16 protein-coding genes are annotated in these 22,480 nt (G+C 59.1%); 7 read left to right on the top strand and 9 right to left on the bottom strand.

Going from position 1 to position 22,480, the window contains the following annotated elements:
* Window positions 1-182: 182 nt before the first annotated feature.
* From A8B84_RS16335 to A8B84_RS16360, 6 genes are all read right to left on the bottom strand, one after another.
* Window positions 183-989, bottom strand: a complete 807-nt coding sequence (locus A8B84_RS16335) for a peptidylprolyl isomerase (protein WP_064227713.1) — start codon at window positions 987-989, stop codon at window positions 183-185.
* A gap of 161 nt (window positions 990-1,150) precedes the next feature.
* Entirely contained in the window at window positions 1,151-1,828 is a 678-nt protein-coding gene (gene narI / locus A8B84_RS16340) for a respiratory nitrate reductase subunit gamma (protein ID WP_064227712.1), read from the bottom strand.
* Window positions 1,829-1,851: 23 nt separating this feature from the next.
* The gene (gene narJ / locus A8B84_RS16345; RefSeq protein WP_064227623.1) at window positions 1,852-2,592 is read right to left on the bottom strand and encodes a nitrate reductase molybdenum cofactor assembly chaperone; all 741 of its coding nucleotides are present in this window, start codon (window positions 2,590-2,592) and stop codon (window positions 1,852-1,854) included.
* 10 nt (window positions 2,593-2,602) lie between these two features.
* The gene (narH, locus tag A8B84_RS16350) at window positions 2,603-4,177 is read right to left on the bottom strand and encodes a nitrate reductase subunit beta (protein WP_064227622.1); all 1,575 of its coding nucleotides are present in this window, start codon (window positions 4,175-4,177) and stop codon (window positions 2,603-2,605) included.
* Window positions 4,174-7,917, bottom strand: a complete 3,744-nt coding sequence (locus A8B84_RS16355; RefSeq protein ID WP_064227621.1) for a nitrate reductase subunit alpha — start codon at window positions 7,915-7,917, stop codon at window positions 4,174-4,176. Before A8B84_RS16355 ends, narH begins: the two co-directional genes overlap by 4 nt.
* Window positions 7,918-8,039: 122 nt before the next feature.
* Window positions 8,040-9,308, bottom strand: a complete 1,269-nt coding sequence (locus tag A8B84_RS16360; RefSeq protein WP_064227620.1) for an MFS transporter — start codon at window positions 9,306-9,308, stop codon at window positions 8,040-8,042.
* Window positions 9,309-9,489: 181 nt separating this feature from the next.
* Here A8B84_RS16360 and A8B84_RS16365 point away from each other — a divergent pair, with 181 nt between their 5' ends.
* From A8B84_RS16365 to ubiT, 3 genes are all read left to right on the top strand, one after another.
* A complete protein-coding gene (locus tag A8B84_RS16365; RefSeq protein WP_064227619.1) occupies window positions 9,490-11,349 on the top strand; it encodes a histidine kinase in 1,860 nt (619 codons plus the stop codon).
* Between the two features lie 17 nt (window positions 11,350-11,366).
* Entirely contained in the window at window positions 11,367-12,026 is a 660-nt protein-coding gene (gene narL, locus A8B84_RS16370) for a two-component system response regulator NarL (protein WP_064227618.1), read from the top strand.
* A 68-nt stretch (window positions 12,027-12,094) separates the two neighbouring features.
* The gene (gene ubiT / locus A8B84_RS16375; RefSeq protein WP_227512671.1) at window positions 12,095-12,601 is read left to right on the top strand and encodes a ubiquinone anaerobic biosynthesis accessory factor UbiT; all 507 of its coding nucleotides are present in this window, start codon (window positions 12,095-12,097) and stop codon (window positions 12,599-12,601) included.
* Here ubiT and A8B84_RS16380 read toward each other — a convergent pair.
* Complete coding sequence (locus tag A8B84_RS16380; RefSeq protein WP_064227710.1) at window positions 12,579-12,941, bottom strand: DUF488 domain-containing protein; 363 nt, start codon at window positions 12,939-12,941, stop codon at window positions 12,579-12,581. The genes ubiT and A8B84_RS16380 overlap by 23 nt on opposite strands.
* Before the next feature lie 156 nt (window positions 12,942-13,097).
* Between A8B84_RS16380 and A8B84_RS16385 the strand changes: the two genes are divergently transcribed.
* Genes A8B84_RS16385 through A8B84_RS16395 form a run of 3 tightly spaced genes read left to right on the top strand, consistent with a single transcriptional unit; the run spans window position 13,098 to window position 18,137 of the window.
* Entirely contained in the window at window positions 13,098-13,736 is a 639-nt protein-coding gene (locus A8B84_RS16385) for a TetR/AcrR family transcriptional regulator (protein WP_064227617.1), read from the top strand.
* Window positions 13,720-15,048, top strand: a complete 1,329-nt coding sequence (locus tag A8B84_RS16390; protein ID WP_064227616.1) for an efflux RND transporter periplasmic adaptor subunit — start codon at window positions 13,720-13,722, stop codon at window positions 15,046-15,048. The genes A8B84_RS16385 and A8B84_RS16390 overlap by 17 nt, the downstream gene beginning before the upstream one ends.
* Window positions 15,045-18,137 carry an efflux RND transporter permease subunit gene (locus tag A8B84_RS16395; RefSeq protein ID WP_064227615.1) on the top strand — a complete coding sequence of 1,031 codons (3,093 nt, stop codon included), beginning with the start codon at window positions 15,045-15,047 and terminating at the stop codon, window positions 18,135-18,137. Before A8B84_RS16390 ends, A8B84_RS16395 begins: the two co-directional genes overlap by 4 nt.
* 34 nt (window positions 18,138-18,171) lie before the next feature.
* On the opposite strand, the gene A8B84_RS16400 is transcribed toward A8B84_RS16395, so the two are convergent.
* Window positions 18,172-19,065 (bottom strand): U32 family peptidase, encoded by an 894-nt coding sequence (locus A8B84_RS16400; protein WP_064227614.1) that lies wholly within the window; start codon window positions 19,063-19,065, stop codon window positions 18,172-18,174.
* A 13-nt stretch (window positions 19,066-19,078) separates the two neighbouring features.
* The gene (ubiU, locus tag A8B84_RS16405) at window positions 19,079-20,074 is read right to left on the bottom strand and encodes a ubiquinone anaerobic biosynthesis protein UbiU (RefSeq protein WP_064227613.1); all 996 of its coding nucleotides are present in this window, start codon (window positions 20,072-20,074) and stop codon (window positions 19,079-19,081) included.
* Between the two features lie 292 nt (window positions 20,075-20,366).
* Between ubiU and A8B84_RS16410 the strand changes: the two genes are divergently transcribed.
* On the top strand, window positions 20,367-22,382 hold the full coding sequence (locus A8B84_RS16410; RefSeq protein ID WP_064227612.1) for a methyl-accepting chemotaxis protein: 2,016 nt from the start codon (window positions 20,367-20,369) through the stop codon (window positions 22,380-22,382).
* The last annotated feature ends 98 nt before the right edge of the window (window positions 22,383-22,480 follow it).

Consider the following 22,480-nt stretch of genomic DNA (forward strand, 5'->3'; position numbering starts at 1 on the left):
TCGGGGACTAAAACTTAGACTTGGGAGCACAGGATGGTGGGCCGATTAGCTTTCCAAAACACGCTCCTTGCGGCACATCCCTGTGACGCTTGGGCTCCGCCATCCATGGCTCCGCACAGTTTTGGAAAGCTAATCGGCCCACCATCCTCCAAACCGAAGAGTTAACCTTCAGATCATCCTGCTTACTGCATTAGTGGCGAGTCGGGCAGCTCGAGATCTACTCCTTCTACCCCGGTTTCCGCTGCCAGAACCTGCAGGTACTGACGGAATGCCCGTCGGGTTACGCTCTCGCTCAGGTACTGCCTAATCTGGGGTTTGACGTGTTCATACGGGAGCTGCTGGCCGTCGATTCGTTGGTCAACGTGGACGATGTGCCAGCCGTAGCGAGTTTCGATCAGTTCCGGGTTAAGGCCTTCTTCCAGGGACAGGACGGGACGTTCGAATTCTTCCACGGTCTGGCCTTTGCTGATCTGGCCGAGGCTGCCGCCCTGGTGGCGGGATTCGCAGGCGGAGTATTGTTTGGCCAGTTCGGCGAACTGTGAGCGGCCGTCGATGAGGGACGACAGTAACTGTTGGCCGGCTCCTTCCTGGCGGATGCGTTCCTGGACGTCGTCCGGGGCAGCAGCGAGGAGGATGTGGCTGACGGCCATCAGCGTGGGGCTGCGGAAGCGGGCCGGGTTGGCGTTATAGAAGCGTTCGCAGTCCTGTTCGGTGGGGTCCGGGACGTTAAGCTCGAGTTCCAGTACCCGGGCAATGCGGTCTTCTTCGTCGGCGATGTCGTCGAGCTTGAGGTGGCTGGCCTGTTGCAGGAGGAGCTCGCGGATGACGAGGCTTCTGGCAGCGTCGTGCCAGGCTTCGGCCACTTCTTCGGCCGGGTGATGCTGCATTTCCCGCGCGATGTCGTCTTCGCCGATGAGGGTTTCACCCACGTAGACCGGCGGGAACTGGTTTCTGGGCTTTTCGGCGTCGCCAACGGGGATCAGTTGCATGATGGTTACCTTTTGATCTGGTTGTCGGATTACGCTTCGCTCATTGTGCCGCTCGACGGTAAATCCGATCTCCATTTGTGCTCTCGGGTTCGGGTAGGTCGGATTAGCGTGGCCCCGCCACGCGTAATCCGACACCTTCACCGTCACCTCAACTCAAACAATTACGCCCGCTTGCGAACCACCTGGTACTTCCGACCGAAATACTCCACCGGCACGCTGAGCATGTGCACCAGGCGGGTGAACGGGAAGAGCACGAAGATGGTCAGGCCCAGGAAGATGTGGGTCTTGTAGATCCAGTGCACGTCGGCAATATAGCCAGCCACGCCGCCTTGGAGAGTGACAATACCCTGGGCCCAGGCGGAGAACTTGAGCATGGTGCTGCCATCCAGGTGGCCCATGGTGGGCAGAATGGTCAGCAGGCCGAGTGCCAGCTGGATGACCAGGATGACGATGATCATGTTGTCCGCAAAGGTGCTGCTGGCCTTAACGCGCGGGTCGGTCAGCCGGCGCCATGCGAGCATACCGCCGCCGACAATCGCCATCACGCCGGCGATTCCGCCCACCACGATTGCCATCACCTGCTTGGTGCCAGGGGTCATGAACGGCTCATAGAGCGCGTGCGGGGTCAGCAGGCCCACCAGGTGGCCGAAGAAGATCACCAGTACGCCGACATGGAACAGCACGCTGGCCATCACCATGTTTTTCTTGCGCAGCATCTGGCTGGAATGGGCTTTCCAGGTGAACTGGCCCTGGTCATAGCGAGCCCAGGTGCCAATCACGAGGATCGCGATAGCAATGTAGGGATAAACCCCGAACAACAGTGTATTGAGATAGGACATCATTTCCGTTTCCTCCTGCGCCCTCAGGCGCGCCCTGCCTGACGGGGTGTTGCGTCCGTCATCAGCTGATCACTCAGGTGAATGGTCTGGGTCTGTTCCAGTTCCCGGCGGCGTTGGCCTACAACACTGCCGGTACTGCAGGAGCTGCCCTGATCATCAACAAACTTCACCATTTCCTCTTCCCAGACCTTGTCCAGAGCCTCCGGGGTGTCGTCGCGCTCTTCCGAGGCGACGATCCGGGCCAGCTCCTGGCGGTTTGCCGCGCGCCCGGAGAGGGTCAGCAGCGAATCCATCACCACGTGATAGAAACTTTCACGCTGGTACAGACGCTCACCCAGCAAGCCCAGGATGTGGTGGATGTCCTCCAGCCAGTTCCGGATCTCGTCCCAGGGACGGGTGGAGAGGTATTCCAGGAACAGTGGCAGGTAGTCCGGCAGTTCCCTGGCGTCGATTTCCAGACCGTTGCTGCGATATTCCTCCATCAGGTCCACCATGGCCTGGCCACGATCCCGGGATTCCCCGTGCACGTGTTCGAACAGCAGCAGGGACGTGGCCCGGCCTTTGTCGAACATGCCGACGTAGTTTTCCTGCACGTCCAGCAAGTCGCCATCGCAGACCATTTCCACACAGCGCAGCAGTTGCTCCTTGTTCTGCCTCGGCAGCCGGCTGTCCTCGAGGACAGCTGCAATGAGGGCGTCTTTGGAGGCCTGGAGTTCTTCGGTCGGGTACTCAAGCACCCGTGCCAGTACTTTTAAAAGTTGCATCTCGGCCTCCTTATTCCTGCAGCTGTTTCGGGTCAACCTGCTTCACGGTCGACAGCTTCTGAACCATGCTGGTGGTCTGCTTGCGTCCACCGAACATGTTGAATTTGCTGTCGCCGTTGCAGCCTTCACCGAAGCTGAAGCCGCAGCCGTTGCGCTCACCATGGGCGGTGGCATCGGGGAAGGCTTCTTTCGCCAGCTCACGGTGGCTGGTGGGAATCACGAAGCGATCCTCGTAGTTGGCGATGGCCAGGTAGCGATACATTTCGTCCGCCTGGGCCTTGGTCAGACCGGCTTCCTCAAGGGCGCGCAGGTCTTCCTTGCCTTCAACTGTCTCGGCACGCTTGTACAGGCGCATGGCCATGATCCGCTTGAGGGCCCGGACAATCGGCTTCTCATCACCAGCGGTGAGCAGATTGGCCAGGTACTTCACCGGGATCCGCAGGCTTTCGATCTTGGGCAGTATGCCGTCGAATTCGACCTTGCCGGCTTCCGCCGCGGATTGGATCGGGCTCAGAGGCGGCACGTACCAGACCATGGGCAGGGTGCGGTATTCCGGGTGCAGAGGCAGGGCCAGCTTCCAGTCCACCGCCATCTTGTACACCGGGCTCTGCTGGGCAGCTTCGATCACATTCATCGGAATGCCATCTTTCTTCGCCTGCTCGATCACCTTCGGGTCGAACGGGTCCAGGAAGATTTCCAGCTGCTTTTCGTAAAGCTCATGCTCGCCCGGGGCGCTGGCCACTTCTTCGATGCGGTCTGCGTCGTACAGCAACACACCGAGATAGCGAATCCGGCCAACACAGGTTTCGGAGCACACGGTGGGCATGCCGGCTTCGATCCGCGGGTAGCAGAAAATGCACTTCTCGGACTTGCCGGTTTTCCAGTTGAAGTAGATCTTCTTGTAGGGGCAGCCGGAGACACACATCCGCCAGCCACGGCACTTGTCCTGGTCGATCAGGACGATGCCGTCTTCCTCACGCTTGTAGATGGCACCACTCGGGCAGCTGGCAACACACGCCGGGTTCAGGCAGTGCTCGCACAGGCGCGGCAGGTACATCATGAAGGTGTTTTCGAACTGGCCGTAGATATCCGCCTGCACCTGGTCAAAGTTCTTGTCCTTGCGGCGCTTGGCGAACTCGGTACCGAGAATCTCTTCCCAGTTCGGGCCCCATTCGATTTTCTGCATGCGCTGGCCGGAAATCAGCGAGCGTGGCCTGGCCACCGGCTGGTGTTTCATGTCGCCGGCGGTATGCAGGTGCTGATAATCGAAATCGAACGGCTCGTAGTAGTCGTCGATCTGGGGCAGGTCCGGGTTGGCGAATATGTTCGCCAGTACTCGGAAGCGGCCACCGATCTTCGGGCGGATCTTGCCGGAGCTGTCACGCATCCAGCCGCCCTTCCATTTGTCCTGGTTCTCCCACTCTTTCGGGTAGCCAATACCTGGCTTGGTCTCGACGTTGTTGAACCAGGCGTATTCCATGCCTTCACGGCTGGTCCATACGTTTTTGCAGGTTACTGAACAGGTGTGGCAACCGATGCACTTGTCCAGGTTCAGCACCATGCCGACTTGGGAACGGATCTTCATTTTACAGCCTCCTGAACAGTGTCATTGCCTTCACCGTCGAGCCAGTCGACGTTGTGCATCTTGCGAACCACCACGAATTCGTCTCGGTTGGAACCTACGGTGCCGTAGTAGTTGAAGCCGTAGGAATACTGGGCGTAACCGCCGATCATGTGGGTCGGCTTCGGGCACACCCGGGTGACCGAGTTGTGGATACCGCCACGGGTACCGGTGATTTCCGAGCCCGGAATGTTCACGATCCGCTCCTGGGCGTGGTACATCATCACCATGCCTGGCATCACCCGCTGACTCACAACCGCCCGGGCTGCAATGGCGCCATTGGCGTTGAACAGCTCAATCCAGTCGTTGTCCTCGATGGCCAGTTCTTTGGCGTCGTCTTCACTCAGCCACACGATCGGGCCACCGCGCGACAGGGTCAGCATCAGCAGGTTGTCGCTGTAGGTGCTGTGAATACCCCACTTCTGGTGCGGTGTGATCCAGTTCAGCGCTTTCTCGGCATTGCCGTTGCTGCGCTGATTAATCATGTGACTCACGGTTTTGGTGTTGATCGGCGGGCGATACACCAGCAGGCTTTCGCCGAAGGCACGCATCCACTCGTGATCCTGGTAGAACTGCTGACGACCGGTCAGGGTGCGCCAGGGGATCAGCTCATGGACGTTGGTGTATCCGGCGTTGTAGGACACGTGTTCGTCTTCCAGGCCAGACCAGGTCGGGCTGGAAATGATCTTGCGCGGCTGCGCCACGATGTCCCGGAAGCGGATTTTTTCCTCTTCCTTGTTCTTTGCCAGATGGGTGTGATCCAGGCCGGTAAACTCGGACAATGCCGCCCAGGCTTTTACCGCCACCTGGCCATTGGTTTCCGGGGCCAGGGTGAGGATCACTTCTGCGGCATCGATAGCACTCTCGATCTTCGGACGGCCGGCGTTGGCTCCGTCGATGTGCTTGTAGTTCAGATCACCCAGGAACTTCACTTCCTTCTCGGTGTTCCAGTTGATGCCCTTGCCACCGTTACCCAGCTTGTCCATCAGCGGGCCAAGGGAGGTGAAGCGCGCGTAGGTGTTCGGGTAATCCCGCTCAACGGTAATGAAGTTGGGCGCGGTCTTGCCCGGGATCAGGTCGCACTCGCCCCGCTTCCAGTCCTTCACATCGAACGGCTGGCCCAGCTCCGCCGGCGCATCGTGCAGCAGCGGCAGGGTGACCACGTCTTTCTCGACACCCAGGTGGCCTTCGGTGGCCTTGGAGAACGCCTTGGCAATGCCTTTGTAGATCTCCCAGTCACTGCGCGCTTCCCAAGCCGGATCGGTGGCTGCGGTCAGCGGGTGAATGAACGGGTGCATGTCGGAGGTATTCAGATCGTTCTTCTCGTACCAGGTGGCCGTCGGCAGAACGATGTCTGAATACAGACAGGTGGTGGACATGCGGAAATCCAGGGTCACCAGCAGGTCGAGCTTGCCTTCCGGCGCCTCGTCATGCCATTTGACCTCTTTCGGCTTGGCGCCACCTTCATGGCCCAGATCCTTGCCCTGCAGGCCGCTCTTGGTACCCAGCAGGTACTTGAGCATATACTCATGGCCCTTACCGGAGGACCCCAGCAGGTTGGATCGCCAGATAAACATATTGCGCGGATGGTTCTGGGGCGCTTCCGGATCCTCACTGGCAAACGCCAGGGAACCGTCTTTCATGGACTGCGCCACATAGTCCGACACTTCCATTCCGGCTTTTTCCGCCTCAGCAGCAATACCCAACGGGTTTCGGTTGAGCTGCGGAGCAGACGGCAGCCAGCCCATGCGCTCGGCGCGCACGTTGTAGTCAATCAGGCTGCCGCCAAATTTGGACTTGTCTGCCAGCGGCGACAGGATCTCGTCGACACCCAGCTTCTCGTAACGCCACTGACCGGAGTGGGCGTAGAAGAAGGAGGTGGAGTTCATGTGCCGGGGCGGACGCTGCCAGTCCAGACCAAAGGCCAGCGGCTGCCAGCCAGTCTGCGGACGCAGTTTTTCCTGGCCAACGTAGTGGGCCCAGCCGCCACCGCTCTGGCCGATACAGCCACACATGATCAGCATGTTGATCAGGCCGCGGTAGTTCATGTCCATGTGGTACCAGTGGTTCATACCGGCACCGACGATGACCATGGAACGGCCTTTGGTCTTGTCTGCGTTATCGGCGAACTCACGGGCAATGCGGATCACTTTCTCGGCGGGGACGCCGGTGATCTTTTCCTGCCAGGCCGGGGTGTAAGGCTTAACTTCGTCATAGGAAGTGGCACCGTCATCCTCGCCCAGGCCGCGGCTGATGCCGTAGTTGGCGACCATCAGGTCATAGACGGTAACCACACGCCCTTCGGAGCCGTCTGCCAGCTTGACCTTACGGGTACCCAGCTTGTGCTTGAGGATGTCCTTGATTTCCACGTGCTTGAAGTGGTCGTGCTCGATACCACCAAAGTACGGGAAGGCGACGTCCACAACGTCATCGTGCTTCTCGACCATGGACAGCTGCAGGTTGACGTCGGAGCCTTTGGCGGTCTGCTTCAGGTTCCACTTGCCCTTCTCGCCCCAGCGGTAGCCAATGGAACCATTGGGAGCCGTCAGCTCACCGGAGGCTTCATCAATGGCGATGGTTTTCCACTCGGGGTTGTTTTCTTCACCCAGCCCGTCCACCAGGTCACTGGCGCGCAGGAAGCGGCCCGGCACGAAACTGCCGTCATCCTTCTCTTCCAGCATGACCAGGTAAGGCATGTCGGTGTAGCGACGCACGTAGTCGGTGAAGTACTCGCTGGGCTTGTCGACGTGGAACTCTTTCAGGATCACGTGGCCCATGGCCATGCCGAGAGCCGCGTCGGTACCCTGCTTGGGGTTCATCCACTCGTCGGACAGCTTGGAGACTTCGGCGTAGTCCGGAGTAATGGCGACGGTCTTGGTGCCCTTGTAACGCACCTCGGTGAAGAAGTGAGCGTCCGGAGTACGAGTCTGGGGCACGTTGGAGCCCCAGGCAATGATGTAGCCGGAGTTGTACCAGTCGGCGGATTCCGGCACATCGGTCTGCTCACCCCAGGTCTGGGGTGAGGCCGGCGGCAGGTCGCAGTACCAGTCATAGAAGCTCATGCACACGCCGCCGATCATGGACAGGTAACGGCTGCCGGCAGCGTAGGAAACCATGGACATGGCGGGAATCGGCGAGAAGCCGATGATGCGGTCCGGGCCATGCTTTTTGGCGGTATAGACGTTGGAGGCGCCAATCAGCTCGTTGACTTCATCCCAGCTGGAGCGCACGAATCCGCCCATACCACGGCGGGGCTTGTACTCAGCGGTTTTCTTGGGGTCTTCCACGATAGAAGCCCAGGCTTCCACCGGGTCATTAAACTGCATGCGCGCGGCACGCCAAAGCTTCATCAGATGCTTGCGCATCAACGGGTACTTCAGGCGGTTGGCACTGTACATGTACCAGGAATAGCTGGCACCACGTGGGCAGCCGCGTGGCTCGTGGTTGGGCAGATCCGGACGGGTACGGGGATAATCGGTTTGCTGGGTTTCCCAGGTAACCAGGCCGTTCTTGACGTAAATTTTCCAGCTGCAGGAGCCGGTGCAGTTTACGCCGTGGGTGGAACGCACGATCTTGTCGTGCTGCCAGCGCTGGCGGTAGCTGTCTTCCCATTCGCGACTGACTTCGTGGGTTTCGCCATGGCCGTTGGAGAACGGCTCGCGCTTCTTCCTGAAGTAATTCAGTTTATCGATCAAATGACTCATGGTCTCTCTCTCCGTCTGCCGGATCGTTTCTCCGATTTGAGACCATTGTGTGTGAGAAAAACCGCGAAATCTGCGTGGTTACTACCTCATAACCCGTTTCTACCACCCTGGTGGTAGGCGGCTTATATCCCCGGGTGGAGAAGGTGTTCACGCTCGTGCCGGCGGCTTTCCCGGGCAAACAGGAAAAGACAGCCAAGCAGCAGCAGAAAGAGGATCATGAAGACCGCACTGCGGATACCCAGCCAGTGGTTAACGCTGCTGAAAATCACCGGCAGCACAAAGGCTACCGAACAGGCGCTCACCAGAAGCAGCCCGGCAATAAAGGCCGCCACCGAACGATTCTCAACAATAACCAGCCGCTGGAGGCTGCCCATGGTGCAGCCCATGGCCAGCCCGAGGGTAACGACAAACACACCCTCTACTTGCATGGGCAGGGCAAATTCAACGCGGATTGTGGCGTCAACGCCCTGGATAAACAGGGTCATGGGTGGGTAAGACAAAACAAACAGCGCCATCAGACAGACCATCAGTGCGCGACTGACAACCCTTGCACTGCCGAATCGATCGGAAAACCCGCCTCCCACGATCTGGGCCAGGGCTCCGGGAATAACAAACCATTGAGCCAGCCGCGCGCCGGAGTCCACTGGCAGGTCAAACTGCGAGGACAGATAATCCGGCAGCCACAAAGCCAACGCGAAGAAGCTGCCAGCGACAACGCCAAAATAGCCACAAAGCTGACCGGCCCGCCTCGTCTGCATGCGGTGTAACAGCACCCGGACTGACGTTTCTGCGGTCGGGTCCGCCTCAGCGTCTTCCGGATCGGTAAGCATGACCAGCAGCGCAAGCACCAGCACCAGCACGATTAGATAGGCCAACGGCACCCCGTGCCAGGAAAAGGCCTCATGGAATAGTGGCACCAGGTAGTAGTTGAATCCCGCGCCGGTTACGCCGGCGCCAAACATCCCCAGCACAAGGCCCAGGCGTTTGGATTCACAGTGTCCTGTCACGAACTGCAACCCGGCGCTGTAGAATCCACCCGCCAGACCTAGTCCGCCGGCGGCAATCAGGTACCCTGGGAAGGTATCGGTGGTCAGGAGTATCACCATGCAGACTGCGAGCCCGGCCAGACAGACCAACATGATCCGGCGGGCGCCGAATTTCTGCGCCGCCAGGCCAGCAGGAACCGCCAGCGCCGCGCCAACCGCCATCGGCATCGCCAGCAGAAATCCAAACTGCAGGTTGCTGAGAGCCAGCTCCGAACGCAGATGGACTCCGGCCACCGCAAACAGAGTCCAGCACCCGGCAGCAACAACAAAGCCCGCTACCGCCAACGGCAGTACCACTGCCAATGACGCCAGCCGGTCATCTGCACGATCCGTTTCGGACTTCATTACTGTCGCTCTTCTGGAAACCTGTTTTTCAGTTTCATCTTTTGATCATAAAAGGGTCAAAGATTATGATGGGTTACCAACCATTGGGGTAATTGACTATCCTCAAGGAGGTATCACGGAATCCTGGTGCGAGGCATAATTCACTCTGCCCCGCCAAACGCATTGATGCGCACGAGATCGAATGAAATCCAGAAGCCCGCTTGTAAACCGAATCGCCATCGTCGTTGGCGCAGTGGTGGTGACAGCCCTTGTCAGCATGGCGACCACGCTTGCGGTTTCCAAAAGCATCGAAGGCAATGCCACCGCGATCAATCTGGCGGGCGCCCTGCGCATGGGGGCATTCCAGTTGCTTGCCCGGAGCGCGGGGCCTGCCGTTCCAGAGACCGGGGAGGACTCGGTCATGAAGATGCTGGACGGCTACGAGACCAAGTTGGCTGACGCCAGCATTACCAACGCCATCCCAGAGAGCCCCGACCATCCGCTCGCCGCCCAGTACCAGATCATTCTGGAATCCTGGGAAACCATGCTTCGGCCGGCCCTGCAGGAACACAACCAGGGCACGCCTGTTTCAGCGGCCATGCTTGCCTCAACACAGCAATACGTTGATAACGTAGACCAGCTGGTGAAGATGCTGGAACAGCGAACCGAAGCCCGTATTGACCTGCTGCACCTGATTCAGATAATCAGCCTGGCTTTCTCCATTCTTATCATCGTGGCGCTGTTCATTGATCTGAAAAACCGTATTTTGCGCCCACTGCGTAAACTGGTCAGTATCGCCATCGCGGTGGGCGATCAGGACTTTTCCCGCAAGGCCAACCTGAGCGGCTCCGACGAGCTGGCACAGCTTGGCCAGGCCTTTGACCAGATGACCAGCGAGCTGGCTCTGACTTACCACGAGCTGGAAGAAAGGGCCCGACTGAAAACGGAAGAGCTGGAAAGGAGCCACGCGGCCCTTCAGCTCCTGCACTCAGCCAGCCGGGACCTGTTTGCCAAACACGATCTGTGCAATGGGGCGATCCCCATGCTTCAGGAGCTTGAGCAGCTACTGGGCATTGGCCCGATCCGTCTCTATCTCCATGACAAGGAATCCTCGGAGCCAATTCAAGCAATCACGACCGCCAGCCGAGAGCGGCCCTTCTACTGCCGTGATCACCACTGCAATGCCTGCCTGGTGACGCCTGAGGCCTATGACGAGCTGCCCGTGGAATCCAACGACGGCCGTCGGCTGCTACTGCCGATCCGGACACCCGGACAGCTGCTGGGCACGCTGGAAGTCTGGTACCCGGCCAAAGAAGGTCTTTCGAAAACTTCTCGTCGGCTGTTGGAAACCCTCAGCGACCAGCTGGCCACCGCCATTTTCCTGGAACGGCAGATTACCGAGGAACAGCAGCAGACCCTTGCTGAAGAACGTACCGTGATCGCCCGTGAACTGCATGATTCCCTGGCCCAGTCACTGTCGTACCTGAAAATGCAGGTTGCCCGGTTGCGCCGCCTTAACATCGAAGGCGAGCAGCAGGAGATTCACGAGGCCATTCTCGATGAACTGAGCACTGGCCTGAACAGCGCCTACCGACAGCTCCGGGAGTTGCTGGCCACCTTCCGGCTCAAGCTGGACACGCCGGATCTCGCTACTGCCCTGCAAAAAACCATTGAAGAGTTTTCCGAGCGGCTGGGTAAGCCGGTTGAGCTGAAGTACAATTTGCCGCCCCAGACCCTGTCGCCGAATGAAGAGATCCATACCCTGCAGATTGTGAGGGAAGGCCTTGCCAACGCGGTCAAACACGCAGACGCCACGGACATAACCGTGGATGTTCTGTTCGAATCACCGCAGGTACGGGTACGGATCCGGGATAATGGCAAGGGCCTGCCTGGCAGCGACCAGCCCGTCAACCATTACGGCCTGATCATCATGCAGGACCGCGCCCGGACCCTGGGCGGTAAGGTCGAGGTAAGCAACCGGGATGAACGGGGCGTGGAAGTCACCCTGGGGTTTGTTCCCAAAAGCCGAAACCTGATTCCCACAGAAGCATCAAATGCCTGACAACAAGAGAGAACCCGATGTCTGAGTCACCCGCAAGTATTCTGTTGATCGACGATCACCCGCTTCTTCGCCAGGGCATCAAACAGCTGATCGACATGGAAGACGATATGGTCGTGGCCGGGGAGGCCAGCAACGCCGCCGACGGCATTCGGCTGGCCACTGAACTGGAGCCCGACCTGATCCTGATGGACCTGAACATGCCCGAGATGGACGGCATCGAAGCGCTCAAGAAATTGCGGGAACAGAACATCAGCTCCCGCATTGTCATGTTCACCGTGTCGGACCAGGAAGACGACGTGGTAGCGGCTCTCCGGGCCGGTGCAGACGGCTACCTGCTGAAGGACATGGAGCCGGAAGACATGATCAACCAGCTCCATCAGGCGGCGGTCGGCAAAATGGTGATCAGTGACCGACTGACCACCCTGTTGGCAGAGGCATTGCGCTCCAACAAACCCCAGCAGGCATCACGCCCCGATTTCGACAGCCTCACACCACGGGAAAAGGATATTCTGCGCCTGATTGCCGAGGGCCTCTCCAACAAAATGATTGGTCGCAAGCTCGACATCAGCGACGGCACCGTAAAAGTCCACGTGAAACACCTGCTGAAGAAACTGAACCTGCGCTCCCGGGTGGAAGTGGCCGTTTGGGCGGTGGAAGAAGGCCTCCACAAGGGCTGAGTTATATCAAATCGTTCCAGAGCCCTTTGCTTTACTCTAGGCCGGTTACTGACCGCCCGGAGTAAAGCATGGCTTTTCCACTAGTTTCCATCACCTCCCTGAACTCTCCCCTCGTGGGGCAAACGCTTTCGGTCCTTCGGGAGTACCTGCCCTCCCCCGTGCCCATGCTAGGCGCTATTGATCGCCGAATCCCGGTGCCCCTGAAGCAGCTGGCTGCAGAAGCGCCGCTTAATCGCATTTTTGCCCAGGCAATCGATGATGGAGAATTCGATGACTTCGAAGGCCGACGTATTCGTCTGGAGGTGAATGGCGGACAACCCGGTATCACCATTGGCTTCTGGGCCGGGCGACTCCGGGTGATCGATGGCGCCGGCGAAGCAACCATCCGCGGCTCGCTGACCGCCTTCAGAACCCTGGCGGAACGTCGACAGGACCCCGACCAGTTGTTTTTCCAGCGTCGGCTGGTTATTGAAGGCGACACCGAGCTGGGCCTGGGGCTGAAGAACCTGCTCGATAGCCTGGAGTGGCAGCTTACTTTTCGGAACTTCCGCCCTAAAGGCTGTCCTTCAGAATAAAGTCCCGGAGCGCCACCGCGTTGTTATGCTCGGTGTCTTTGGCCGCAAACACTAGCGTTATGGAGTCATTTTGCTCAAGCAGTTTCTTGAGTGCCTCAAGATCCTCGCCGGCATCACCTGATGTCAGCTCTTCAAGGTACCGCTCCCGAAACTCCGGCCATTTATCCGGATCGTGACCGAACCACTTTCGCAGTTCAGTTGACGGCGCCAGCCCCTTCAGCCAGTGGGCTATATCCGCATCTTCTTTGGCCAATCCCCGAGGCCAGATACGGTCAACAAGCACCCGTGGGCCATCTGAGCGTTCTGCTGCTTCGTAAGCGCGTTTCAGTTGGATATTCAAGATATGCTCCACCCTGAATGTGTGCATCTTCCAGCCTATCCCGAACATCCAGAAATTCAAAAAATGGCCTGACCGTCAGGATGCAGCACCCACCTTGCTTTCTCAGGCATCATAACCCAGAATAAAGTAATTAATTACTTTCTTTCCCTGAAGCCTATGCCGACGATCAACGAAAAAACCAAACGCGCCTACCAAAACACAAAACTGCGCCAATCCTCCACCATTGAGGCAGTCATCCAGCTTTGCGCCGAGCAGGATCCTGCCACCCTCACTACGGCCCGGATTGCCAATGAAATTGGACTCTCGCAGGGAGCGCTGTTCAAGCATTTCCCCAACAAGAGCCGGTTATGGGAATCGGTGGCCGGCTGGGTGTCAGGGCAGATTACGCGGGAGGTCTTCAGTGCCGCTGACCAACATCAGCAGGCGGACCAGGCACTCGAAGCCATGTTCCTGGCCCACGTAGGCTTTATTGCCCGGCATCCGGGCATTCCTCGCCTGATGCTGGGGGAGTTGCAGAAGCCCGGCAACGGCCCTGCTAAAAACATCATCCGCCAGACTCTCGCACGCTACCGGAAGAAGGTGATCGGGTTATTGGACCTCGGTATACAACAAGGTCTCATTACTTCCGATATCGATACCGAGGCCGCGGCGGTGCTGTACCTCGGAGCCATTCAGGGGCTGGTGGTTCAGGCCATGGTCAGTGGCGAAATTAATACTCTGGAGCAAGCGGCACCTCGAATCTTCAAGCTCTACAGCGCCAGCTTTCGGGGGATGTCAGATGACCCGGAAAAATAAACTGGCTTTGGGCCTGGCGTTGATCGTCGGCATCGTCTTTGTCGTGATCATGGTAAATCTGAAACAACCGCCAGAACGGATTGAGGCACAGACGGCCGCGACCCCGGTGCGGACTCTCGAGGTAACACCCCGAGTGTTCCGCATCGAAGCCCGGGGCTACGGTCAGGTGCTGCCGGCCCAAAGCTGGAATGCAGTGGCCAATGTTGGTGGGCGGGTCATCTGGAAACATCCTGATCTGGAAAGCGGTAACCTGATCGCCGCGGGTACCCGGCTGCTCCAGATCGATCCCACCCGCTATGAGCTGGCCGCAGCAGCTGCCAGAGCGGACCTGACCGGCATAGAAGCTGAACTGCGACAAATTGAGCAAGAGGAGCGCAATACCAGAGAATCACTCAAGCTGGAGGAACGCCGGCTGACGCTGGCAAGGCGGGAACTGGACCGGGCAAGAACCCTGGCCGCGAGGGGCGCCCTATCCGAAACTCGGTATGACGAGCAGCAGCTGGCGACCCTGCAGCAGGAACAGGCGGTTCAGAGCCTGAGTAACCAGTTGAACCTGATTCCGGTGAGGCGGGATACCCTGGAAGCCCGCAAGGCCAGGGCGGAGTCGGTCCTGGCCGGTGCCCTGGAAGACCTGAAAGACACCCGCTTTGAAGCGCCCTGGGATCTCCGGGTACATAAGGCCGATATCGACAACGGCCAGCACGTCAGCCCGGGCCGGCCCCTGTTCATTGCCGACAACATAGCCCGGGCCGAGGCGAAAGTGCAGCTGGAAGTGGCGGAACTGCGCCGGGTGTTATCTCAACTGTCGGACGGCAGCCTGCCGGACCCTGGCGCCGGCACAACCAACCACTTCACCGATTTTCATGAAAAGATACCTCTGGGTGACCTGGACATCCGGGTGATGCCCACCAATGTGCCGGATGCGCACTGGCCCGGAGAACTTACCCGGGTGACCAGCAGTCTCGACCCGGCGACACGCACGGTTCAGGTGGTAGTTTTGGTGGAAGAGCCTTATCGCAACGCCAATCCGCCGGCCCGCCCACCGCTGGTTCGAAACATGTTTGTGCAGGCCACGATTGCCGCTCCTACTCCCGAGCCGGTTATCGTGATCCCGGCCAGCGCCGTCCACCAGGGTGTGGTGTACCTTGTTGATGAGGACAATCGACTGCAGCGCAGGGAGGTCTCGATCTCCTGGCAACAAGGAGACAAGACTGTGATCAACGAAGGCTTGGCGCCCGGGGAATTACTGGTGCTGGATGATCTTGTGCCCGCCATAGACGGCACCTTGCTGGCCCCGGGAGACCAACCATGATCCGCTGGTTCGCGGGGCATCCCACGGCAGCCAACCTGCTGCTGATTTTGATGCTGGCCGCCGGCCTGTTTGCCGCCCCCAACCTTACCCGGGAAACCTTTCCGGACTACTTGCCGCCGGAAGTCAGCATCACCATCGAATACCGGGGTGCTACAGCGGCCGACGTGGAGGAAGCCATTTGCCAGCGCCTGGGTGAAGCCCTGCAGCAGGTAGAGCACATGCAGGAGATCCGCTGCACGGCCCGGGAAAACCAGGCTCAGACCATTGCCAGCATGGAGCCCGGTGGCGACATGGGCCAGTTTCTGGACGACATCCGCACGGAAATCGAGGCCCTCACCGACCTGCCGGAGGAAGCCGAAGACCCGATCATCCGGGAGCTTTATCGCACCGACCTGGTCGCTGCTATCGCGGTCACTGGCCCCATGAGTTTCGTCCACCTGGAAAGCTACACCAGGCAGTTGGAAGACCACCTGTTTGCCATCGAAGGCGTTGCCAATGTGGTACCGGTTGGCCTGTCCCAGCGCCAGTGGCAAGTGGAGATATCCCGGGATCGCTTGCGGCAGTATGGTTTGGGCGTTCAGGATATCGCCCGGGCCATCAGCAGTCAGAACGTCGACATGCCCCTGGGCACCCTGGAGACCCACAGCCAGGATATCCAGCTCCGTTTTGTGGATGAGCGGCGCTCGCTGCAAACACTTGCCAGCCTGCCTGTACTCGGCAGTCAGCCCGGAGCCGTGCTCACCCTTGGCGATATCGCCACACTGTCTGAAACTTATGAACGGAGGGAGGAGCGGGTCGAGTTCAATGGCCAGCAGGCGATCATTCTGGAAATCCACAAAAACCGGGATGAAGATGCCCTAAGGGTAATGGGCGCGCTGCAGGCGTTCATTACTGAAGAAACCGCCCGGCGAGGTGGAACGGTAAACCTTGAGATCACCCAGGATATGACCTCCATCGTCAAGGACCGCCTGCAGATGCTGGTCGGCAACGGGGTTACCGGACTGGTACTGGTGGGGCTGGTAATGGCCCTGTTCTTCCGGCCCCGGCTGGCATTCTGGGCGCTGTTCGGGCTGCCCGCGGCCTTTGCCGGCGCCTTCGTGATGATGGCCCTGGCCGGGCTGTCCCTGAACATGATCACCCTGGTGGCACTACTGATGGCCATCGGCATCGTGATGGACGATTCGGTGGTGGTCACCGAGAACATCGCCCGTCATGCCTCCGAAGGCGCTACTCCGCTTCAAGCCGCCGCCCAGGGCACCCTGGAAATCCTCCCGGGCGTGTTGTCCTCGTTTCTGACTACCGTCTCGGTGTTTTTGCCCCTCGCGTTTCTGGCCGGCGAGCTTGGTTCGGTACTGGAGGTTTTGCCGGTAGTGCTTATTGCAGCCCTGGCCGCCTCGTTGATCGAAGCCTTCTGGATTCTGCCTCATCACCTGAAGAGTGGTTTGGGCCAAGGCCGGGACAAACCCGCTTCCCGCTTTCGCGCTCGGTTTGACCGGGTCTTTGAAGCAAGCCGGGAAAAGGTGGGGCAACTGGCTGACACAGCCATCCGCTTTCGCTACGGAGTGTTAGCCGGGGTGCTGATCATTCCGCTGGGGTCCGTCGGCCTGATGGCGGGCGGCCACGTGCGCATGGAGGCCATGCCGGAAATCGACGGTGATGTACTGGAAGCCCGGTTGCTGATGCCCCAGGGCACTCCACTGCACCGGACCCGCGAAATCACCAACCGGATTTCCGCAGCCATGCTCAGACTCAACGAGGAATACACCCCACAGCAGCCTGACGGCCAGGCACTGGTGCGCAACGTCCAGACCCGTTTCAACCAGCACGCAGGTGCCGGCGAGAAAGGCGCTCATGTGGCCACGGTGATGGCCGACCTGCTCACAGCGGAAAACCGTACCGTCGATCTGGCCACCCTGACCAACCGCTGGTACCAGGAAATCGGCGATATCCCCGGCCTGATTGCTCTGAATATTCAGGAACCGGGATTCGGCCCGGCGGGCACTCCGATCGAGATCCGGTTGCAGGGCAGCGACCTGGATCAGCTAAAAGAAGCGGCCCGTTTTATGGGTAATGCGGTGGCCCAGTACACCGGCACCTTCAACGTGCTGGAGGACCTGCGGCCCGGCAAACCCCAGCGCACATTGAAACTCAAAGACAGCGCCCTGCCCCTGGGCTTGACCGCCAGCGATATCGCCAGACAGATCCGCACCGCACTGCTGGGCGATATTGTCGATACAGTTCAGATAGACGACCAGCACATCGAAATTCTGGTCCGCCAGAACCGGGCCGAACGCTCCACCCGGGCGTTCCTGGAAGATACTGTTATTGCCGGCAAGACCGGCCAGATGATCCCGCTACGAGAGGTAGCCGACATCACCGAAGAACGCCAGTGGGCCCAGGTTACCCGCATTGATGGTCTGCGCACTGTGACAGTATCGGCGGATGTGAACGGCCGTCAGACCAATGCCGATGCCATCGTTACCGACCTTCAGAATCATGCGTTTCCAGAGTTTCGCGAACGATGGCCCGAACTCACTCTTCAGGTAGAGGGCCAGACCGCCCGCTCCCGGGAAACCGGCCAGTCCATCGCCCAAGGCCTGTTGATTGGCTTGCTGGGCATTTTCCTGATCCTCTCATTCCAGTTCCGCAGCTATCTGGAGCCGCTCATCGTGATGCTGTCGATTCCGGTGGCTTTCATGGGTGCGGTCTGGGGCCACCTGATCATGGGCTACAACCTTTCCATGCCCTCGATAATCGGCGCGGCGTCTCTGGCTGGCATTGTGGTCAACAATGCCATCCTGCTGGTACAGTTCATAAAGAGTTACCGGGAACAGGGCAGGACCACTGCCGAAGCCGCCGGGGATGCCAGCCGGAACCGATTCCGGGCCATCATGATCACCACCAGCACCACCGTAGCCGGCCTGCTGCCTCTGCTCACCGAAACCAGCACACAGGCCATGGCGGTGATTCCACTGGTGATCTCCGTAGTGTTTGGTCTGCTGGTATCCACTGTTCTGGTACTGGTAGTGCTGCCCGCGCTTTATACAATCCTTGAGGATCTGGGTTGGGCGAGAAACACTACGCCCTGAATGAGCACGCGGGGTGCGTCTCCCGGGCCGTGATTCATGGTTTAATCAGGTCCATCCCCGGCTTGCCATACCAGTACCCGTTGCAGGGTGGTGCCTCCACCAGCTGCAGCGGGTCGGTGGCCGGCAGTTCGCCCCGGCGCACCTTGTCAAAGCGTCTGACCACCTCCTCCATGCCCAGATGTTCCGGGCTCAGGCGCACGGTGTTTACCCCCATACGCTCCATATCCGGCAACTCCCGCATCAGGTCGTAACGGGAGCCAGACAAGGTGGAAATGCCGTTGATGCGGAACAGCTCCTGGCTTTCCCGGGAGCGCAACTCCATGCCGTCTGGATGCTGCAGGCAGCGGAACTCGCAGTTGTCTTTGGGCAAGTTGTAATGGCGGGCGGTAAAGCAGCGGGAGGACCAGGCCAGGGGCAGGAAGCCCCAGGAAAACACTTCGGCGGGAAGATCCAATCCTTCCTGCTGCAGCTCTATGATTAGCTGCTCCAGGGTTTCCTTGCCCAGTTCCACAGGCAGGTTCCAGCCCTGTAAGCCCTGCTTTGCCAGGATTTTCAGGGTAGCGGTGTTGTAGATGTTCATGGACGGGCCGGTGACAAACGGTATCTTATTCCGGATGGCTACCTGCAGGGCGCTCTGGTCGTTGGCTTCCACCAGGAATTCATTCTGCTCACAGAACCGGCGCAGGCGACGCAAATCGGCCTCCGACTCAATCAGCGTGAGCGTGGAGAGCACCACATTCTTGCCACAGGCTTTCAGATCACGAGCCAGATCCAGCCAGTCATCCGGTTTCAGTTCCCGCCGGCGGGAGCACACCACCTCGCCCAGATAGATGGTATCCACCGGCCACTCGGCGGCATTGGCATAGAAATCGAAAACGGTCTGCCTGGACCAGAACCACAGGATCGGCCCCAAGGATAACTTCAGCATGGATGGTGAAACCTTATTTCCATTTGCGATGGTAGGCGCCCAGCGTTGTCAGGCCGCCCTCGGAAAGCCCCGCCAGTGTCTGCTGCCATTGAGGTTCAACAGTAAAGCCGTCGGTGCCGGCTTCAAGATTATCCAGGGCATTGCGCCAGGTTCTGGCTACGTCTGCGATGTAGGCCGGACTTCGCTGGCGCCCCTCAATCTTCACGGCACTGATACCCAGTGCCTGAAGCTCCGGCAACAGGTCCAGGGTGTTCAGGCTGACCGGCTCCTCAATGGCGTGATAAACATGACCCTCAACCTCAAAACGGCCTTTGCACAGCGTCGGGTAGCCGGCGGATTCGCCCTGGCCATAACGGTCAATCAGGACATCGTTGAGGCGGGATTCGAGCCCCTGCGAGGTTTCCTGCCAACGCACAGCTTTGGCAGGGGAACAGGCTCCCCGGGTATTCGGGGATTCATCGGTCAGATAGGAAGACAGGTAGCAACGGCCCTCGGCCATGATGCACAGGCTACCGAAGGCAAACACTTCCAGTTCCACCGGGCTGTGCTTGGCCACACCACGAACCTGGTCCAGTGACAGAACCCGGGGCAGCACGGCCCGGCGAATATCGAAGTTGTCCTTGTAGAAGGAGAGCGCTTCATGGCTGGTGGCAGATCCCTGAACCGACAGATGCCGGGGGATGTTCGGATATCGGTTGGCGGCATAATCCAGCAGACCCATGTCGGCCAGGATAATGGCGTCCACACCCAGACTTGCGGCGCGGTCCACCGCCCCCTTCCATTGCTCCCAGCCGTCTGGTTGCGGGTAGGTATTGATGGCACAAAAGACTCTCGCGCCCCGGAGATGGGCATACTCGATACCCTCGGCAGCACGCTTGTCGTTGAAGTTCAGGCCGGCAAACTGACGGGCGTTGGTGCTGTCTTTAAAACCGAAATACACGGCGTTGGCGCCGTTATCAACGGCGGTTTTCAGGGCCGGGAGACTGCCGGCCGGGCACACAAGTTCCATGGTTTTCTCCGCCTTGGATTAACGGCATCGACCATATCGGACACATCGCCCGGCTACCTTGACCTTTGTCAGCAGGATACCCCCAGTCTGCTGAATACCTCTGTGGTAGTACTCTACGCGGCATTACGGATGCCACGGTTAATTGATAATTATCAGAACCTTAACATGCAGAAACATAAGCTTACCTGCCCGTAACTACCTCCACTGCTACTCCTTCACGCTGATAGAGAGCAACCTTGCTATGCCGGGATAATAGCGGCATATCCGACACGGACAGCCAAGGCAGAACGCTATGAAATTTATCAACAATCTCTCCATGCGGGGCAAACTGATCACTCTGGTGGTGCCGGCCCTGCTTGTTATCCTGTTTTTCGCGGCAGAAAGCGTCGTTCTGAATCAAGGCGAATTGGATGACATGCGACAACTGCTCTCAAAGATCGAACTGGCTGAAGCCGGTGATCCCCTCACCGAAGCCCTTCAGAAAGAGCGTGGTCGCTCCGCGGTTTTCCTTGCCAGCAAGCCGGGCAGCGATGCCGCCCGGCAGGCCGAAAGAGATCTTGCGGAACAGCGGCGCCAAACCGACACGCGGATTTCAGACTATCAGCGCCACATCAATGCCCTGATGACAGATGCATCGTTTGACAGGATGGTTGAAACGAGCATTCAGTCCGTTCGCCAGGGACTCGACAACATAGATGCCCTGCGCCGCTCCGTCGACAACCGCAGCGATGCCAGCAGGGGCTACACGACGCTGATTACGGGTTTGATAGAGCGCATTGGCCTTATTGTCCGGCGCTCAACCGATCCGGATTTGACCCGCGAGGTTAACGGCTACCATGCCCTCGCCAAGGTTGCCGAGATGGCCGGCCGCGAAAGAGCCGCGGGCGCCTCCATGATTCGCAGCGGTGACTTCGATCTGCCCACCGTGGCCCGAATTGCGGGTCTCGGCGGGCAGCAGGAAGCCTTTCTCAACGAAGCCATAACAATGCTGGCGTCTGACAATGAAATCCGGGCAACCCTGGAGAATCAGACCTTCAGCGTTGCAAGCCAGGCTCTGGCCGAGCGTCGTGAGACACTGTTCAGCAGCCCATCAGGCATGTATGCACTGGACGCTTCTGATTGGTTCACAACCACCACCCAGCGAATCGGCAACCTCAATCAGGCGAGAAAGGATATGTTATCCGACGTGATGAGCCTGGCATCAGACGGTGTTACCGATGCTCGTAACGACCTGATGCTGGCCTCCGGCATTTCCGCAGGTGCCGTTCTGGCTGTACTGGTGCTGATGCTGGTGATTATCCGTGCCATCAATCTCCAGGTCGGCCGCCTCCTCGATGGCGTTCGGTTTGCCATGGACAACAAGGACCTGACCCGCGAGATTGAAATCTCCAGCCGTGATGAGGTGGGCACCATTGGCAAGGCCATTAACGAGCTGTTCGGACGCTTCGGCAATGCCCTGCTCCACATCGACAAATCCAGCGTCCAGCTGGCCACCGCCACGGAAGAGACCAGCTCTACGGCCGGTCAGAACGCCAGCCAGGTGAAAAACCAGCAGCAACAGATCGAACAGGTTGCTGCGGCCACCGAAGAGATGTCGGCCACCTCCGAGGAAATCTCCCGGAACACCCAGCAGGTGGCCGATGCCGCACGCAGCGCCATGGAGAAGAGCCGCAGTGGCGAGCAGGTGCTGCACGGCAGCGTAAAGAGCATTCGTTCCCTGGCGAAGTCGGTTCAGAAGGTGAATGAGGTGATCGAAGAGCTGGAGAACCGCAGCTCAACCATCGCCGACGTGGTGGACGTAATCCGGAAGGTTGCCGACCAGACCAACCTGCTGGCGTTGAACGCAGCGATTGAAGCCGCCCGCGCAGGCGAGCACGGCCGGGGGTTTGCCGTGGTTGCGGACGAAGTCCGGACCCTGGCACAACAGACCCACGAGTCTACGACCCAGATTGAGGACATTATCAACGAGTTCCAGAGCATTACCGACAGTGCCAGCCGTTCGATTGTGGAAAGCCACAAACTGGCGAACGCCACCAGCGAGCAGGCATCAGAACTGGAGCAGACCTTCGCCGATATCCTGACCGATGTGAACAGCATCTCCGATATGGCCAGCCAGATTGCCACCGCCTCCGAAGAACAGGTGGCGGTTACCCGGGAACTGGCGGGCAGCATGGAATCAGTCAGTGAAGCGGCGATCCTGACCCTCACCGGTTCCCAGGAAATTACCCAGGTAACCGGCGAGCAGGCGCGGCTCGCCAGGGTCCTGCAGGACCTGGCCAACGAGTTCAAGGTGCCGGCCTACAGCTGATGCCAGCAAACGCAAAAGGGGCTGTCCGGTAACGGGCAGCCCCTTTTTGGGCTCTGGAAATGGGGTCGGAAGAAGGCTTTCTTCTGACCCCGACTTCG

It is taken from the genome of Marinobacter sp. EhC06 (assembly GCF_001650915.1).
Classification (GTDB): domain Bacteria; phylum Pseudomonadota; class Gammaproteobacteria; order Pseudomonadales; family Oleiphilaceae; genus Marinobacter.